General features: G+C 44.3%; 16 protein-coding genes, 3 tRNA genes and 1 riboswitch. Of the genes, 16 read left to right on the top strand and 3 right to left on the bottom strand.

Features of this window, described 5'->3' with window-relative positions:
- Positions 1–2: 2 nt before the first annotated feature.
- From astD to speD, 4 genes are all read left to right on the top strand, one after another.
- The gene (gene astD / locus N483_RS02500; RefSeq protein WP_023397733.1) at positions 3–1,475 is read left to right on the top strand and encodes a succinylglutamate-semialdehyde dehydrogenase; all 1,473 of its coding nucleotides are present in this window, start codon (positions 3–5) and stop codon (positions 1,473–1,475) included.
- Between the two features lie 196 nt (positions 1,476–1,671).
- On the top strand, positions 1,672–2,010 hold the full coding sequence (locus N483_RS02505) for a DUF3802 family protein (RefSeq protein ID WP_172642397.1): 339 nt from the start codon (positions 1,672–1,674) through the stop codon (positions 2,008–2,010).
- A 70-nt stretch (positions 2,011–2,080) separates the two neighbouring features.
- On the top strand, positions 2,081–2,488 hold the full coding sequence (locus N483_RS02510; protein ID WP_023397735.1) for an OsmC family protein: 408 nt from the start codon (positions 2,081–2,083) through the stop codon (positions 2,486–2,488).
- A 92-nt stretch (positions 2,489–2,580) separates the two neighbouring features.
- Entirely contained in the window at positions 2,581–3,390 is an 810-nt protein-coding gene (gene speD / locus N483_RS02515) for an adenosylmethionine decarboxylase (RefSeq protein WP_023397736.1), read from the top strand.
- Between the two features lie 42 nt (positions 3,391–3,432).
- Here speD and N483_RS02520 read toward each other — a convergent pair whose 3' ends face one another.
- Positions 3,433–5,547, bottom strand: a complete 2,115-nt coding sequence (locus N483_RS02520) for a TonB-dependent receptor (RefSeq protein ID WP_023397737.1) — start codon at positions 5,545–5,547, stop codon at positions 3,433–3,435.
- Positions 5,548–5,654: 107 nt separating this feature from the next.
- On the opposite strand from N483_RS02520, the gene N483_RS02525 reads away from it, so the two are divergent.
- The 8 genes from N483_RS02525 to N483_RS02560 all read left to right on the top strand — a co-directional run bounded on the left by N483_RS02525 (position 5,655) and on the right by N483_RS02560 (position 13,167).
- Positions 5,655–6,044, top strand: a complete 390-nt coding sequence (locus N483_RS02525; RefSeq protein WP_023397738.1) for an acyl-CoA thioesterase — start codon at positions 5,655–5,657, stop codon at positions 6,042–6,044.
- Between the two features lie 97 nt (positions 6,045–6,141).
- The gene (locus tag N483_RS02530; RefSeq protein WP_052027333.1) at positions 6,142–6,549 is read left to right on the top strand and encodes an META domain-containing protein; all 408 of its coding nucleotides are present in this window, start codon (positions 6,142–6,144) and stop codon (positions 6,547–6,549) included.
- A 32-nt stretch (positions 6,550–6,581) separates the two neighbouring features.
- A riboswitch (TPP riboswitch) is annotated at positions 6,582–6,683 on the top strand.
- 179 nt (positions 6,684–6,862) lie between these two features.
- Complete coding sequence (gene thiC, locus N483_RS02535) at positions 6,863–8,815, top strand: phosphomethylpyrimidine synthase ThiC (protein ID WP_023397740.1); 1,953 nt, start codon at positions 6,863–6,865, stop codon at positions 8,813–8,815.
- A 50-nt stretch (positions 8,816–8,865) separates the two neighbouring features.
- The gene (locus tag N483_RS02540; RefSeq protein WP_023397741.1) at positions 8,866–9,888 is read left to right on the top strand and encodes an FAD-dependent oxidoreductase; all 1,023 of its coding nucleotides are present in this window, start codon (positions 8,866–8,868) and stop codon (positions 9,886–9,888) included.
- Positions 9,885–10,082: a sulfur carrier protein ThiS gene (thiS, locus tag N483_RS02545; RefSeq protein ID WP_023397742.1), complete on the top strand. Its 198-nt coding sequence runs from the start codon at positions 9,885–9,887 to the stop codon at positions 10,080–10,082. The genes N483_RS02540 and thiS overlap by 4 nt, the downstream gene beginning before the upstream one ends.
- The gene (locus N483_RS02550) at positions 10,083–10,880 is read left to right on the top strand and encodes a thiazole synthase (RefSeq protein WP_023397743.1); all 798 of its coding nucleotides are present in this window, start codon (positions 10,083–10,085) and stop codon (positions 10,878–10,880) included.
- 17 nt (positions 10,881–10,897) lie between these two features.
- The gene (gene thiD, locus N483_RS02555; RefSeq protein WP_023397744.1) at positions 10,898–12,418 is read left to right on the top strand and encodes a bifunctional hydroxymethylpyrimidine kinase/phosphomethylpyrimidine kinase; all 1,521 of its coding nucleotides are present in this window, start codon (positions 10,898–10,900) and stop codon (positions 12,416–12,418) included.
- Positions 12,415–13,167 (top strand): HesA/MoeB/ThiF family protein, encoded by a 753-nt coding sequence (locus tag N483_RS02560; protein WP_023397745.1) that lies wholly within the window; start codon positions 12,415–12,417, stop codon positions 13,165–13,167. Before thiD ends, N483_RS02560 begins: the two co-directional genes overlap by 4 nt.
- 64 nt (positions 13,168–13,231) lie before the next feature.
- Here the strand turns inward: N483_RS02560 and asd are convergent, their stop codons facing one another.
- Positions 13,232–14,098 (bottom strand): archaetidylserine decarboxylase, encoded by an 867-nt coding sequence (asd, locus tag N483_RS02565; protein ID WP_023397746.1) that lies wholly within the window; start codon positions 14,096–14,098, stop codon positions 13,232–13,234.
- Between the two features lie 89 nt (positions 14,099–14,187).
- Positions 14,188–15,240 carry a small ribosomal subunit biogenesis GTPase RsgA gene (gene rsgA, locus N483_RS02570; protein ID WP_036975115.1) on the bottom strand — a complete coding sequence of 351 codons (1,053 nt, stop codon included), beginning with the start codon at positions 15,238–15,240 and terminating at the stop codon, positions 14,188–14,190.
- A 174-nt stretch (positions 15,241–15,414) separates the two neighbouring features.
- On the opposite strand from rsgA, the gene orn reads away from it, so the two are divergent.
- The 4 genes from orn to N483_RS02590 all read left to right on the top strand — a co-directional run bounded on the left by orn (position 15,415) and on the right by N483_RS02590 (position 16,612).
- Entirely contained in the window at positions 15,415–15,960 is a 546-nt protein-coding gene (gene orn / locus N483_RS02575; RefSeq protein WP_023397748.1) for an oligoribonuclease, read from the top strand.
- Between the two features lie 199 nt (positions 15,961–16,159).
- Positions 16,160–16,235: transfer RNA gene (locus N483_RS02580), tRNA-Gly, on the top strand.
- Positions 16,236–16,348: 113 nt separating this feature from the next.
- A tRNA-Gly gene (locus N483_RS02585) sits at positions 16,349–16,424 on the top strand.
- Positions 16,425–16,536: 112 nt separating this feature from the next.
- Positions 16,537–16,612 (top strand) — tRNA-Gly (locus N483_RS02590).
- The last annotated feature ends 12 nt before the right edge of the window (positions 16,613–16,624 follow it).

Genomic DNA, 16,624 nt, shown 5'->3' on the forward strand with positions numbered 1-16,624 from the left:
TTATGACAACTCATGCAGCACAATTTATCAATGGTAAATGGTCAGCGGGTGAAGGCGCAGAATTTGCGTCTATCAACCCAGCAAACAACGAACAAATTTGGTCAGCAAACGCAGCGACAGCGGAGCAGGTTGATGGCGCAGTAAAAGCGGCACGCGAAGCATATTACCTTTGGAGTGACCTAACTTTTGAAGCGCGTTTAGATGTAGTTAAACGTTTTGCCGACGTTTTGAAAGAAAACAGTGAAGAGCTTGCTATTGCGATCGCAAAAGAAACGGGTAAGCCTCTTTGGGAAACGCGTACTGAAGCTGGCGCAATGGTAGGTAAAATTGCCATTTCAGAAAAGGCTTATCAAGAGCGTACTGGTGTTGTGGAAAATGCGATGCCAGTAGGTCGCGCTGTGATCCGCCACAAGGCACATGGTGTTGTGGCTGTATTTGGCCCTTACAACTTCCCTGGTCACTTACCTAATGGTCATATTGTACCTGCACTATTGGCTGGTAACACAGTCGTATTCAAACCTTCTGAGATGACACCATATGTAGCAGAGCTAACGCTAAAACTATGGGAAAAAGCAGGCTTACCTGCGGGTGTTATTAACCTAGTTCAGGGTGAAGTAGAGACAGGTAAAGCGCTTGCGTCACATAAAGGCATTGACGGGTTATTCTTTACTGGTTCATCTCGCACTGGTCATTTCCTTCATGAGCAGTTTGCAGGCCAGCCAGGTAAAATCTTAGCACTTGAAATGGGTGGCAATAACCCACTTATCGTGAAAGATGTAACTGATACCAAAGCGGTTGTACACGATATTATTCAATCGGCGTTTATTTCAAGCGGTCAGCGCTGTACTTGTGCGCGCAAATTATTCTTGCCACAAGGCGAGCAGGGCGATGCGATTCTAGAGCAGTTGCTGCGCGCGACTAAAGCAATCAAGATTGGTAACTTTGACGACGCTGAACAGCCGTTTATGGGGTCAATGATCTCAGCAGCAGCTGCTGCGGGCATGGTTGCTGCACAGCAACAGCTTGTTGAGCTAGGTGGTGAGATCTTATTGGAGCTTAAGCAAACTCAAGGCACTGGCTTTGTAACTCCGGGTATTATCGAGTGCACAAATGTAACTGATTTCCCTGATGATGAGCACTTTGGTCCTCTTCTTAAAGTATTCCGTTATACAGACTTCGATGCAGCTATTGAGCTTGCGAATGACACGAGTTTTGGTTTATCTGCGGGTCTATTGAGTGACAATGAAGCTGATTATGATCACTTCTTACGTCGTATTCGTGCAGGTATTGTGAACTGGAACCGCCCAATCACTGGTGCTTCAAGTGCAGCACCATTTGGTGGTATTGGGGCATCAGGTAACCATAGGGCAAGTGCTTACTATGCAGCTGATTATTGTGCATATCCGGTTGCCTCTGTAGAACTTGAAAAAGTTACATTACCAGGAAGCTTGAGTCCGGGCCTATCGTTAGATTAAAATTACCTTCATTAGGTAATTCACAATGTTGTTTTGTGCAACGTTGTGATGTGTGAGGTTAGCCTCACGCTTTATTCTTAAAAAAGCAGCATTTGCTGCTTTTTTTATTTTTCTGGGCCGCTCAAAAGTAGCAATCAGATCAAGTTTCTGCTTAAATCAATAGGAGATGTCATTGGTAAACTCAGGTGGGCAATATATGGTTTTAGATAAACAAGGATATGATGAGTTAGTCATGTATCTGACACAAAATTTAGCCTTGTTTGAAAAGCCGGGTGTGGTAAAGCCAAATGCACCTAAGGTCGTCGAATTAATAGAAGACGTAATTGCGGAACACGTAATTCGTTTATGCGAACAGCACACTGGCCTGTCAACGGAGCAGCGTAGCTTGATTGTGCGCGAAGTTGATGGCATTGTATACGACTTACAGGAAGTGCTGTCGAGCGTAGTAGATCAACGTGTTACAGAAGAACAGCAAGAGTTTATCGAAGAGTTTGCTGGGCTGGTGAAGAACTTATTTGATTCAGCCATCCAGTAGTCTTAATCTAATTTATTGTATTTTTAAACACCGCCTGCTGGGCGGTGTTATTCGTTTAGGGAGGTGCTATATGAAAGCAAGTGTGAAGTGGGTTGGCGGAGATACGTTTTTAGGGCTGTCGAACTCAGGGCATAATGTGGTATTTGATGCTGGTGCGGATAGTGCGGCACCCAGTCCCATGGAGATGGTTTTGATGTCAGCTGGCAGCTGCGCTTCTGTGGATGTGGTGAGTATTCTAAAAAAAGCAAAACAAAGCGTACAGAGCGTCGAAGTAGAACTGACAGCACAGCGCGCTGAATCAGCGCCTAGAGTATTCACAAAAATCAATCTACACTTTGTAGTTACTGGTGATAATGTGTCGGAAAAGCACCTAGCTCGCGCAGTCAATTTATCTGCTGAAAAGTACTGTTCAGTTGCCTTAATGCTTGAAAAAGCAGTTGAAATTACACATACCCACGAGGTTGTACAAGGCGGATAAAAATAACGCTTTTTAAGCTGCTATTTTTCGTATAAAATCCGCGAACTTTTAGTTCTGCAGTGCAGATTTTCTTGTTTTAAGGTGGGTCTATCGTGAACAAGCCCTTTAATAAAATTAAACTCCATGGCTTTAACAACTTAACAAAGAGTTTAAGCTTTAGTATCTACGATATCTGTTACGCCAAAACTGAGCAACAGCGAAAAGAGTATATTGAATATATCGATGAGCAGTACAGTGCTGATCGCCTAACCGATATTCTTAAAGAAGTGGTTGATATTATCGGTGCCAATGTACTTAATATTGCTCGCCAGGATTATGACCCGCAAGGGGCTAGTGTAACAATCTTAGTATCAGAAGAACCTGTAGAAGGCACTGTACCTCACTCACAAGAAACACCTGGACCTTTGCCAGATTCAGTGGTTGCACACTTAGACAAAAGCCACATATGTGTTCACACATATCCTGAAGCGCATCCTCACGATGGTATTTGTACATTCCGTGCCGATATTGAGGTATCGACATGTGGTATCATTTCGCCTTTGAAAGCACTGAACTTTTTGATCCACTCATTGGAGTCCGATGTTGTGACGATTGATTATCGTGTGCGTGGCTTTACGAGAGATGTGAATGGTGTGAAGCACTACATTGATCACCCAATTCACTCTATCCAAAACTTTATGACAGATGATACAAAAGACGCTTACCAAATGGTGGATGTTAATGTGTATCAAGAGAATTTATTCCACACTAAAATGATGCTCAAAGAAACAGATCTCAATACCTACTTATTTGGTATTACGACGGATGAGTTATCGGAGCAAGAGGAAGAAGAAATTCGCCATAAGTTAAACCGAGAAATTCAAGAAGTATTCTACGGTAGAAACTTACCAGATGCCGAGTAACGGACTGGAAATAAAAAAACGGCGCTTTGAGCGCCGTTTTTATTATAACGTATAGTTAAATGTTAAACCGTATACTCTCGGTTCAGCATATTGCACATATGTGTTGGTTGCCCAGCCGTTTCTCGGGTCATTACCAAATTCGAAACCACGTACAGGTAGATCTCTATCTGCTAAGTTTCTGCCCCATGCCGTTAGGCTCCAGCTGTCGCTGTAATAAGACACACTGGCGTTGATCAGGTTTTGGTTGGGCGCCTGTGAATTATGGCTATCAGAGAAGAAATAGTCATCTTTGCCTTCAAAGCCTAATTGAGCACTGATGCTGTCATTCAAATCATAAACAAATGAGAATGCATACTGATATTTTGGTGATTGTGCTTGTTCTCGACCATCAAAGTCATCACCACTAACAGTAATAAAGTCTTCAATCTTAGTGTCTAAGTAGCCTAGGCTGTATTGTAAAGAGAGAGCATCAAACAATTGACTCGTACCTTCGATTTCAAGGCCGTAATTTTTACCCTTGCCCGCATTGCTAATAAAGCCGGCAAATTGCACACCTTCTAATTGCCACTGTTTAAGCTGCATATCTTCTCTGTGCATATAAAATGCGGTGAGGTGTAATGTATGACGTTTGTCTTTTGATTGGCCTTTAACACCAAACTCGAGGTTCCAGAGGTACTCGGGGTCGAAAGTAAAGCCTGATTGAGGGATAGAGATACCATCGTCTTTGGCTTTCGCGAGTGCTTCACCGTTAACGCCACCCACTTTATAACCGCGATTTAAACTGGTATAGATCATTGTTTGCGGAACAACTTGGTATTCAAGTGCCACTTTACCACCGACCATGGTGTCATCCGATTCAAGATCAAATGCATTGCTATCTAAGTAATCGCTAGTATAAGACTCTACTCGAATCCCAGTGACTAGCCTGACATCCTCTTGTAGAGCTGTTACTTTGTGCGCAAATAGTGCGTGGTTTTGGGTTTCAAAGGTCGACTTGAATTGCGTTGGCAGATTGCCAAATTTGGTTCTTTGGCGATCTAAATCGACATCATGTCTGCGGCTGACAACGCCAATAACCCATGATTTATCTTTACTTTTAACTCTGATCTCAGCAGAGCCCCTTTCATGATCGCGGACATAGGCATCAAAGTATTGACCATAGTACTCAAGGTGATCAGGATGCAAGCCTGCTTCACACAAGATTGGCTGCGCAGTATCAGCACAAACCCAGTCTTCGTCATAGCTATATTCGGTATCAGCTTGAAGGCCACTGGTGAGAATTTCAATATCGACGGACGATAGGCCAGTGTAATCGGCAGTCAGTGAGAACGCGTCACTTTGTTGAGTGTCTTTACCTGGTTGGCTTGCGACGCTTTGGCGAGTATTGTCCAAGGTAAAGCCATCATAGCCGTTGTCAATATCAATGTGGTGATATACAAATCCAAGATTTAAATCATCGCTGGCTGCATAATTCAGTTTAAAGCGTGCGACACTTTCATCTAGATCTTGCGTATCGTCGTTGAGGTAGATGTTATCGACAAAACCATCAGACTGTTTTTGGTAAATGCTAGCGCGTGCAGTAATATTCTCTGATATGCCTGTACCGACTGCAATGCCAGCTTCGTGAGTTCCATAGTTTGCAGCACCTAATTTTAGATTGAGGCTCGGTGCTTGGGTTGGGCTATTTGAGTGAATATCGATGATCCCACCCATGGCATCGGCACCAAATTTAGTCCCTTGAGGGCCGCGATAAATTGCGACTTGGTCGGCATCAAACAGCAAGGCACTACCGCCTAATCCAGAATAGTTAATGTTGTCTATTAAAACGCCCACACTAGGCGTAATGGGGTCAACAAACTGTGAACGAAGGCCCACACCACGGATCTGCACGAAGCGTCCGCGAGAAGCGCCTGCAGTAAAATTAACGTTAGCGGCACTATTGAGGATTTCATCCAAATAGCTGGCGCCACGAGTGGAAATTTCCGCTTCGCCAAAGACTGATGCACTAGCACTCAATGTTTGTAGTGATTCTTGTTGAAAATCGCCATTAACTTCGATGGTTTCAATGTTGTTTGCTGTTGTTAAGGTTTGCTCGTCGGCAGAGCTTGAAAATGCCACCATCAGTCCAAGGGTGAGTAAAGAGAGTTTTAATTTCATTCGTTTATATGTGTCCCGTGTTAGTTGCGCACTAGTTTAGCAAAAGCCCGACCAGATGACTGAATATTTGTGATATAAACTTTTGCAATCAATATAGAGGACGAAATATGACGTTTAAAGTTGACTTTAAAGTGAGAGATTATGAGTGCGATTTGCAGGGGATCGTGAATAACAGTGTGTATTTTAATTATTTGGAACATGCGCGCCATGAGTTCTTGGCATACAAAAACATAGACTTTGCCGCTTTGGCTGAACAAAAAGTCAACCTGGTCGTGATCCGCTCAGAAATGAATTACAAAGATTCACTGCGACCGGGTGATACATTTTATGTTGAAGTAGAGGTCGAAAAGGTCAGTAAATTAAAATTTGCATTTCATCAAAAAGTAGTAAGAAGCAGCGATGAAAAGCTGATGCTAGATGCGGTTATAACGGGTACATCGGTGAATGAGCGAGGTCGTCCGTTCCTACCTCCGGAAATTGACCTATTATTTTCTTAAAATTTGGCTAGATAGGCAATTTATTACATATTTTTACTGCCTATTATGTGACTCCAAGCGTTATAATTAACACTGATTATCAAACGATTGGTTTACCATGAAAATTTCCTTTTTATTATGCTTTTTGAGTGTGATGTTGATGGGATGCTCAAGTACAGGGACGGTAAACGCTGACACACTCAAATATTCTAGTTGGCAGTTTGTAGCGAAAGATACAGGCGCCAAACATGAACCTATCCGCATCGAGTTTTTAGATGCGTTTCGGGTAAATGGCTTTGCTGGCTGCAACCGTTTTTTTGGCCAAGGGGAGGTCAAAGAAGGGCAACTGTTTGTCACAGATATAGGCATGACAAGAAAACTGTGTGATCCGGACACAAATGAACACGAACAAGCGTTTTTAAACATGTTGCAAATTGGCGTGCCGCTTCAACATAGTCAAAATGAACTAGTTTTGCTGGGCGACTCAAAATGGCACTTTAAATTGGTAAAAGGTCACTTTGACTAATGCTGTGACATTCAGTAGACTTTGACTCAATTCGTTACTTGTCGGAGTGCCCTTGTGGGCTGAGATCGCTGTATTGCGGGATCCGTGGACCTGATCAGGTTAATGCCTGCGTAGGGAACAAGCTGTCCTAGTGTATCGCCATGCTTTGTATGGATACTAAGGCTGCCAAGTTTGTTAGTGTCGTGCTAATCAAACTATCCACCTGTATCACCCAAGTTGTAAGGTACTTAATGTATCTTAATTGCTTGTGTGAACCCAATCTCTTCCGTTTTGGAATTCTGACAAGACACCTTAACTAACAATGAGGCATGTCATGTCAAATAACAGTAGCAAGTTGTCACGTCGCGAGTCTCGCGAAGCGGCTTCGGAATTTATTTATAACCTCAAAGGTCAACCGTTTCCAAACTCAAAAAAAATCTATGTAGATGGAGAGCAGGAAGGCGTTCGCGTCGGCATGAGAGAAATTTCATTAAACGACTCTTTTGTTGGGGGCACTGAAGAGGAACCTATTTACGAAAAAAATGAACCAGTTAGGGTATATGATACGTCTGGTCCTTACACAGATCCTGAGTTCACCTTAAATGTGCGTGAAGGTTTACCTAAGTATAGAGAAGACTGGATCGTTAATCGTGACGACACTGAGTTATTGAACTCGGTAACCTCAAAGTTCTCTCAACAACGCATGGCTGATGAAGGGTTAGATCATATCCGCTTTGAAAACCTACCTAAAATTCGCCGTGCAAAGCCTGGTAAAAATGTGACACAAATGCACTATGCACGTCAGGGGATTATTACACCTGAAATGGAGTTTGTGGCAATCCGTGAAAACATGGGGCGCGCAAAGATCCGCGAAGAGTTGCTAGCGGAGCAGCATGAGGGGCAATCATTTGGTGCAGAGATCCCAGACTTTATAACACCTGAATTTGTGCGTTCTGAAGTTGCTCGAGGTCGTGCAATTATTCCAAATAATATTAACCACCCTGAGTCTGAGCCAATGATAGTGGGCCGTAACTTTTTAGTAAAAGTGAACGCTAACATTGGTAATTCATCAGTGACTTCATCAATTGAAGAGGAAGTTGAAAAACTAGTTTGGTCAACTCGCTGGGGCGCAGACACCGTCATGGATCTATCGACAGGACGCTACATCCATGAAACGCGTGAGTGGGTAGTGCGTAATTCACCTGTACCAATTGGTACTGTGCCTATCTACCAAGCGCTTGAAAAAGTAAATGGTGTTGCAGAAGATCTTACGTGGGAAATTTTCCGTGATACCTTAATTGAACAAGCCGAGCAGGGAGTGGATTACTTTACGATTCACGCGGGTGTGTTATTACGTTATGTGCCTATGACAGCGAAACGTGTTACAGGTATTGTATCGCGTGGTGGTTCAATTATGGCGAAGTGGTGTCTTGCACATCACAAAGAAAATTTCTTATACACGCACTTTGAAGACATCTGTGAAATTATGAAGCAGTATGACGTGTGTTTCTCGCTAGGAGATGGTTTGCGTCCAGGATCGATTGCCGATGCAAATGATGATGCACAATTATCAGAGCTGCGCACCTTGGGTGAACTGACCAAAATTGCTTGGGAGCATGATGTTCAGGTATTCATTGAAGGTCCAGGCCACGTTCCTATGCATATGATCAAAGAAAACATGGACGAGCAATTAAAGCACTGTCACGAAGCGCCTTTCTATACACTAGGCCCGCTGACGACTGATATTGCCCCAGGTTATGACCACTTTACATCTGGTATTGGTGCAGCGCAAATCGCTTGGTATGGCACTGCAATGTTATGCTATGTAACGCCTAAAGAGCATTTGGGTTTACCAAACAAAGAAGACGTAAAAGAAGGCCTGATCACCTATAAAATTGCAGCCCACGCAGCCGATCTTGCAAAAGGTCACCGCGGTGCACAGATCCGTGATAATGCATTATCAAAAGCGCGTTTTGAATTCCGTTGGCACGATCAGTTCAATCTGAGCCTTGATCCGGAAAGAGCTTTGTCGTATCACGATGAGACATTGCCGCAAGAATCAGGCAAGGTTGCACATTTCTGTTCAATGTGTGGACCTAAGTTCTGTTCAATGAAGATCACCCAAGATGTGCGTGATTATGCAAAAGAGCTTGAAGCGCGGGGCATTGATCCAAACAATGTTGGCGATGCAATTGAAATAAAAATGGTTGATGTTGAAGCCGAAATGAAAGCAAAGTCTGAAGAGTTCAAGAGCACTGGCTCTGAAATCTATCACAAAGCCATTTAACCTTATCGCGCTGCAATCTCGTATTGCAGCGCACAACAACTGGAATTCTCATGACAGAGTACGGAGCAAAACCGTCCGTTGCTATCGTTGGGTTTGGCTTGCTTGGTAGAGTGGTCGCGTTGGAGTTAATGGCGCGATATCAGCTAACTATTTTTGAAAAAGATCCGCAAGACGCTCAAACTGGCGCGGGTACTTTAGCGGCAGCGATGCTGGCGCCTTTGGCAGAATCGGTGATTTGCGATCAAGCCTTGGCAGAGCAAGGCTTAAAGAGCATCGCCATGTGGCCAAAATTGCTGGCCAAATTAGACTCTCAAGTATTTTTTCAGCAACAAGGCAGTTTGATTGTTGCCCATCAGCAAGATAGGGGCGATCTGCTGAGCTTTCAACAGCGTTTGAAGCCACTAAAGCAGCATCGAGCTGAGACCGTTAATCAGTTAGAAATTGCTAAACTGGAGCCCGAACTTGGCAGCAAATTTAGTCAGGGGCTGTTCTTGCCATGTGAAGGTCAACTTGATAACCAAGCTTTTTTTACCAGCAGTTATGATACGCTTGTTGCTCGTGGCGTACAGTTTCACTTTGCTCAAGAGGCGAAAATTGAAACGGGTAAGGTAAACAACCAAGCATTTGACTGGATCATAGATTGCAGAGGTTTCGGCGCAAAGCAGGATAAACCTGGACTGCGGGGTGTACGCGGTGAAGTCGCACGAATTTATGCGCCTGAAGTTAAGTTACAGCGTCCTGTTCGATTGATGCACCCAAGATACCCTATCTATATCGCACCCAAGCCGGATCATCAATTTGTGATAGGTGCAACCGAAATAGAGTCGCAAGATGCCGCTGATATTACAGTGCGTTCTACATTAGAGTTATTGTCGGCCGCATATACCGTGCACAGCGGTTTTGCCGAGGGGCGTGTGTTGTCGCTTAACGCAGGTTTGAGGCCTGCTTTTGTAGATAATCATCCACATATTGATATTCAAGATAATGTAATTTCAATTAACGGATTATATCGACATGGTTATTTACTTGCGCCAGTTGTTGTACAGCAAGCACTTTCAAAGGGGCTATTATGAATCTAACTTATAACGGAGAGGCTATTTGCGTAGATAGCGAACAGTCTTTACAGCAAATTATTGTCAGTAAAGGGGCGAAACCGCCTTTTGCTGTTGCGTTAAACGGCCAATTTGTACCAGCCGGACAACTTCCTGACACTAAGCCCAACAGTGGTGACAGTATTGAAGTCCTCTCACCTATTCAGGGGGGTTAAGTGAGTAGTTCAGATCACGAACAATTGAATATATACGGCGAATACTTTGATAGTCGTCTGCTCATTGGATCTGCTTTGTATCCGTCACCTCAAATTATGCAACAGGCGATACACAGCTCAGGTGCCGAGATAGTGACAGTCTCATTGCGCAGGCAAAATTCAGTATCTGCTGGTGAAGACTTTTGGCAGCTGATCAAAGAAACAGGCCTAAAAGTATTGCCCAACACAGCAGGTTGTCACAGTGTAAAAGAAGTGATAACACTGGCACAAATGTGTCGAGAAGTATTCAAAACCGATTGGATCAAGTTGGAATTGATCGGCGATGAATACAATTTACAGCCTGATCCATTCGGCTTGCTGGAAGCCACTGAAATACTCCTAAAAGAGGGATTTAAAGTACTTCCTTATTGCACTGATGATTTGGTGTTGTGTCAGAGGTTAGCGGATCTTGGCTGTGAAGTACTGATGCCTTGGGGAGCGCCGATTGGTACGGGGAAAGGCTTAATTAACGCATATAACCTGAAAACCATACGAGAGCGTTTACCTGAGCACACCCTGATTGTTGATGCAGGCTTAGGCGTGCCGTCACACGCCTGTACTGCGTTGGAGCTGGGTTATGATGCGGTGCTACTAAACAGTGCTGTTGCGGGGGCAGGTGATCCGGTTAAAATGGCAAAAGCATTTTCCCACGCTGTTGAAGCCGGTCGCATGGGCTATGTAGCAAAAGCGATGCCTGAAAAAGAAGTCGCAGCGCCTTCAACCCCAACTATGGGAATGCCTTTTTGGCATCAAAATTAAAGAATTTAGGAGTTAAAGTGTCGAAAGTTGTTTGGAGTATCGCTGGTTCTGACTCGGGAGGTGGAGCAGGAATTCAAGCTGATTTAAAAGCAATGCACAGTTTTGGAGTACAAGGTTGCACGGCGATAACTGCACTGACTGCGCAAAATAGTTTGGGTGTAGAATCTCTCAACGCGGTATCTACAGACGTGATCGAAGCGCAATTATTGGCGCTTGAATCCGATATGAAAGCGTCAGTCATAAAGATTGGCATGCTTGCTAATGTACAGCAAATTCAGCTCGTTGCTGAGCATATATCACGCTACAAGCAACGTTGGGACACGCCACCCACTGTGGTATATGATCCTGTGGCCATCGCGACAAGTGGCGATGCACTGACCGAAGAAGATACCGTTGATGCGCTGAAAACCCACTTGCTTCCCTTGATCGATGTGATAACGCCAAACACACATGAAACCCAATTATTGACAGGTGTGTATTTGATCGGACCTGATGCGGTACGAGAAGCGGCTGAAAAATTGCGTGCATTTGGCGTTCAATCTGTGGTGATTAAAGGTGGACATTGGGATTATCCAAAGGGATATTGCATTGATTACTGCTGGCATCAAGAAGAAGAGTATTGGTTGGGGAATGAGTCAATAAACACGCCGCACACACATGGTACTGGGTGTAGTTTGTCATCCGTGATCGCAGCAAGTTTAGCAAAAGGGTACCCGTTAAAAGATGCTTTTATCTTAGGTAAGGCGTATATCAATGCGGGCTTAAAATCTGCGATACGCTACGGCGAAGGTATTGGACCGGTGGCACATACTGCGTTTCCTCATAACATCGCCGACTATCCACAAGTTATTGAAGCGGGGAGTTGGTTGGGTGATGAACTTGAGCTTTGTGTGCCAGATGATTACAACTATGCGGCTGGGTTCGCGCCTATTGAGGGTGATTTAGGTTTATATGCTGTTGTTGATACCCTTGACTGGGTTGAGCTTTGTTTAAAGCATGACGTTAAAACAGTCCAGCTTCGCATCAAGGATGCTGACTCTCCAACCCTTGAACAGGATATTGCTAAAGCAATAGAGCTTGGTAACACCTATGGTGGTCGTGTGTTTATCAATGATCATTGGCAACTTGCGATAAAGCACGGTGCTTATGGTGTGCACTTGGGACAAGAGGACTTAAATGTTGCGGATTTAAATGCCATTAAACAAGCTGGGTTACGTTTAGGCTTATCGACACATGGTTTTTATGAAATGCTACGCGCGCACAATTACCGCCCAAGTTATTTGGCCTTTGGTGCTATCTACCCAACCACAACCAAAGATATGACGGGACAAATTCAAGGGCTAGAGAAGCTGCGTCATTTCGTACCATTAATGAAGTCGGAGTACCCGACGGTTGCTATTGGCGGGATCGATTTAGGGCGAGCCAGTGAAGTGGCAGACACAGGAGTCGGCAGTGTTGCAGTTGTACGTGCAATTACTGAAGCGCAGTCACCTGAGCAAGCTATTGTCAATCTTAAGCAGGCTATAGGCGAGCCATGAGTGAGGAATTAACCGATAGAGAGCGGCTGAGGTACAGTCGGCATATCTTGTTAGATAAAGTCACTGAAGCAGGCCAAATACAGCTCAAATCAGCTCATGTAGCAGTTATTGGTTGCGGCGGGCTAGGTAGCCCTGTTTTATTTTATCTGGCGGCCAGTGGCATCGGCACTTTGTCATTTTATGATGATGATAAAGTCGAGTTGTCTAATCTGCAGCGTCAAATCTTGTATAAAGTTAATCATTTGGGTCAAGGCAAAAGTCTTGCTGCTAAAAAAGTGTTGGCAAGTTTGAACAATGATATTCAACTCAATCCATATAATCTACGCCTCTCCAAAGATAACATTGAAGCGCAATTAAAAGAGGTTGATTGGGTCGTGGATTGTAGTGACAATTTCGCCACACGTTATTTACTCAATCAATATTGCTTTGATAATGGCAAGGTGTTGATCTCGGGGGCAGCGCAAGCCACCAGTGGTCAGTTTGGCTTTTTTGATTACCGTGAACAGAGTGCATGTTACGCATGTTTATTTCCTGAAACAGAGCAGAGTCGTGAAGGTCTCAACTGTCAAAATGCAGGGGTGATGAGCCCGTTGTTGGGTATGGTTGGTTCAATGCAAGCACAAGCTGTGTGTAACGCGATATTAGGTTTGCAAAAAGGGGAGAGCTTTTTTGTGAGCATTGATGCATTAACGCTTATGCAAAGGCGGTTTGCTTTAGCGAAAGACCCTGCATGTAAAGTGTGTAATTAAATCAATTTACGCAAAGTGCTGGCTAAGATACATGAAAAGGCCCAGAGTGGGCCTTTTACGTTTGTTATTGATTGATGGTCGCAAATGGCGTGCCCATTCTTGTCACCGTTTCAGGCTGTTGATCCGCGAGGAATTCAGCGGTTTCTGGACCCCAGGATAGAATGACGGTCGAACCGAGCTTAAAACGGCCCATTTCATCACCTTTTTTCAATTTAATTGCTTGCGGCCCATCCGTAGGGTAATCCCAACTAAATACATCTTTGCCAGCTGGTGGAGTTACTGTACCAGCCCAGATTGTTTCGATGCTCGCTACGATGGTCGCACCAACAAGAACCATAGACAGAGGGCCAATCTCAGTATCAAAAATAGCTACGACTCGTTCGTTTCTAGCAAAAAGGTTTGGAACATTTTGTGCTGTTAATGGATTTACGGAGAAAAGGTCTCCGGGCACGTAAATCATTTTTTTAAGTACACCATCTACTGGCATATGAATGCGGTGGTAGTCTTTAGGCGCCAAATAGATAGTCGCGAATTTACCACCAAGGAATGGGGCGACGTCTTGTTCATTACCCCCTAGCAGTGTTTGCAGGCTATAATCATGGCCCTTTGCTTGGATAATTTGACCATCAACTACATCTCCTAACTGGCTAATCGCCCCATCCACAGGGTGCGCGATGATATGCTCTTCAGTCGCTAACGGGCGAATACCAGGTTTAAGCGGACGAGTAAAAAACTCATTGAAGGTCTTATAATGCGCAGGATCTTCGTACAATGCCTCACTCATATCAATCTTATACTGTTTGATAAACAGCTTGATCAATTGAGTTGTAAGCGCGCCGGCTTGGGCTGCGGCAAGTTTCCCCACTAAACGTGACACCGCGTGTTTAGGCAGCGCATATTGCATTGCAATTTTTATTTTATCCAAGTTCACATTATTTTCCTGAAGTATCTTGCCAAGAGCGTATCCGCTGCCATTGGCATTATTTAATTTAACTTATCTAAATCCGATGATGGATAATATCAAACTCTGGGTGCACGTGCACCTGCACGGCCATCAGCCATTGATTCTAAGATACGGTGGTAGCTGTCAAAACGCAGTTCACTGATTGCGCCTTGCTCAACGGCTTCGGTGATTAAGCAGCCTGGATCATTTAAGTGCTTGCAATCTCTAAAGCGACATCCGCCGATAAATTCTCTAAATTCCTTAAAGCACCAAGTGACGCGCTCTACTTCTAAGTGCCATAAGCCAAACTCTCTGATCCCTGGACTGTCAATGAGATTGCCGCCAGTAGGCAGATGGTGGAGTTTTGAAACAGTCGTAGTATGCTGCCCAAGGCCGCTATTTTCGGAGACTTCCTGCGTGAGTATATCGGCGTCGGGTAAAACGGTATTGACCAAGGTGGATTTACCGACGCCTGATTGTCCGACAAAAATATTATTTTTGTCTTTTAATAAATCTTTCAGCTCATCAATACCTTCACCTGATTTGTTACTAACAAGTAGCACGCGATAGCCCAAATCACGATAGATATCAAGCACCTCATCGACATACTCGAGGCCTTCTTGATCAAGTAGATCAATTTTATTGAGCAGCAATATGGGCTCAATACCCATGTCTTCACATGCAACTAGGTACCTATCAATAATTTGAGGTGTAAATTCGGGTACAACCGCTGACACCATTAATATTTGGTCAATATTGGCTGCGACCACCTTCACGCCATCGTAGAAGTCTGGACGGGTGAGTTGAGACCGTCTTTCTTCAACAGCTTCAATAACGCCAGCTAAATCTCCCTCGCTTACTTTTGCCCGGCGGAAAATAACATTGTCACCGCATACAAGGCTACCGACGGTGCGACGAATGTTGCAACGCAGGACATCGCCTCCTTCGACTTCAACATCCGCATGTTGGCCAAAGCGGCTTACAACAATAGCTGGCTCGGTTGGTCCGAGGTTGTCTGATTGCCACTGTAATTCAGCAGTTTCACTGTGTTTGGCCTTAGCCAAACGTTTTTGTTGGTTGGCCTTTATCCGTCTGGATTGGCCTTGACTGAGTTTTTTACGTTTTGCCATATCTATAAACTCACGAGACGAATTATTGCGAATGATTGGTGTATAAGCCATTCATAGGCTATAACTCAATAAAAATGCCCCGCTTTGTAAAAAAAAGCTTTTGGTCGAGTGATGAAGCTAATATGATATATCTAATTGCATTGGATCTAAAGGAAAGTACCGTTAAGGTAATGTATGTCTTTTCATGAATCAAACTTGGTCTGGCTCGACCTAGAGATGACAGGGCTAGAACCTAAAACAGATAAAATTCTCGAAATTGCAACTGTGATAACAGATTGCGATTTAAATGTGCTTGCTGAAGGTCCAGTGATCGCGATTCATCAAAGTGATGAGTTGCTTGATAATATGGATGAGTGGTGTACCAATCAACATGGCCGCTCAGGGTTAACAGCCCGCTGTAAAGCGAGTACTTTTAGCGAAGCAGACGCGATAGCACAAACTCTCGACTTCTTGAAGCAGTGGGTACCGCCGGGCAAATCACCTATGTGTGGTAACTCCATCGGGCAGGACCGTCGTTTCCTTCACAAGTATATGCCAGAACTTGAAGCATACTTCCATTATCGCAACCTTGACGTGAGCACGATTAAAGAGCTTGCAAGGCGTTGGCGACCAGAACTTTTAAATGATATCAAAAAGAAAAGCTCGCATTTAGCGCTAGACGATATCAAAGACTCCATTATGGAGTTGAAGGTTTATCAAGAAAAATTCTTCAATTTATAAAAAAAAGCTTGCAAAGCATTTTGTATCTTGTAGAATCCTGCCCCGCTTGAAACGACAAGCTCTTAAGGCTAAGAGCGAGTTGATTAAGCGGGTTTTGTTCAAAATATCTGAGCAAACTATGAAGCGGCACTAGCTCAGCTGCTAAAACGTTAGACGCGACTCGTCGCGCTCCAGCGGACAATTTAGAGCAAACTGTGATGCGGCACTAGCTCAGCTGGTAGAGCGCGACCTTGCCAAGGTCGAGGTCACGAGTTCGAACCTCGTGTGCCGCTCCAACAAAAAAAGTCTTATTAAATGATAAGCAAATATGATGCGGCACTAGCTCAGCTGCTGAAACGTTAGACGCGACTTGTCGCGCTCCAGCGGACAACTTAGAGCAAACTATGAAGCGGCACTAGCTCAGCTGGTAGAGCGCGACCTTGCCAAGGTCGAGGTCACGAGTTCGAACCTCGTGTGCCGCTCCAAAAAAAAGTCTTATTAAATAATAAGCAAACTGTGATGCGGCATTAGCTCAGCTGCTGAAACGTTAGACGCGACCTGTCGCGCTCCAGCGGACAACTTAGAGCAAACTATGAAGCGGCACTAGCTCAGCTGGTAGAGCGCGACCTTGCCAAGGTCGAGGTCACGAGTTCGAACCTCGTGTGCCGCTCCAAACTTTCAGTTT

Source organism: Pseudoalteromonas luteoviolacea NCIMB 1944 (genome assembly GCF_001625565.1).
GTDB classification, from domain to species: Bacteria; Pseudomonadota; Gammaproteobacteria; order Enterobacterales; family Alteromonadaceae; genus Pseudoalteromonas; species Pseudoalteromonas luteoviolacea_F.

What these genes read in the sequence shown, in the direction of transcription:
- astD (WP_023397733.1), top strand. Translation starts at nt 3, where the DNA reads ATGACAACTCATGCAGCACAATTTATCAATGGTAAATGGTCAGCGGGT.
- N483_RS02505 (WP_172642397.1), top strand. Translation starts at nt 1,672, where the DNA reads ATGGTTTTAGATAAACAAGGATATGATGAGTTAGTCATGTATCTGACA.
- N483_RS02510 (WP_023397735.1), top strand. Translation starts at nt 2,081, where the DNA reads ATGAAAGCAAGTGTGAAGTGGGTTGGCGGAGATACGTTTTTAGGGCTG.
- N483_RS02520 (WP_023397737.1), bottom strand. Translation starts at nt 5,547, where the DNA reads ATGAAATTAAAACTCTCTTTACTCACCCTTGGACTGATGGTGGCATTT.
- N483_RS02525 (WP_023397738.1), top strand. Translation starts at nt 5,655, where the DNA reads ATGACGTTTAAAGTTGACTTTAAAGTGAGAGATTATGAGTGCGATTTG.
- N483_RS02530 (WP_052027333.1), top strand. Translation starts at nt 6,142, where the DNA reads ATGAAAATTTCCTTTTTATTATGCTTTTTGAGTGTGATGTTGATGGGA.
- thiC (WP_023397740.1), top strand. Translation starts at nt 6,863, where the DNA reads ATGTCAAATAACAGTAGCAAGTTGTCACGTCGCGAGTCTCGCGAAGCG.
- N483_RS02540 (WP_023397741.1), top strand. Translation starts at nt 8,866, where the DNA reads ATGACAGAGTACGGAGCAAAACCGTCCGTTGCTATCGTTGGGTTTGGC.
- thiS (WP_023397742.1), top strand. Translation starts at nt 9,885, where the DNA reads ATGAATCTAACTTATAACGGAGAGGCTATTTGCGTAGATAGCGAACAG.
- N483_RS02560 (WP_023397745.1), top strand. Translation starts at nt 12,415, where the DNA reads ATGAGTGAGGAATTAACCGATAGAGAGCGGCTGAGGTACAGTCGGCAT.
- rsgA (WP_036975115.1), bottom strand. Translation starts at nt 15,240, where the DNA reads ATGGCAAAACGTAAAAAACTCAGTCAAGGCCAATCCAGACGGATAAAG.
- orn (WP_023397748.1), top strand. Translation starts at nt 15,415, where the DNA reads ATGTCTTTTCATGAATCAAACTTGGTCTGGCTCGACCTAGAGATGACA.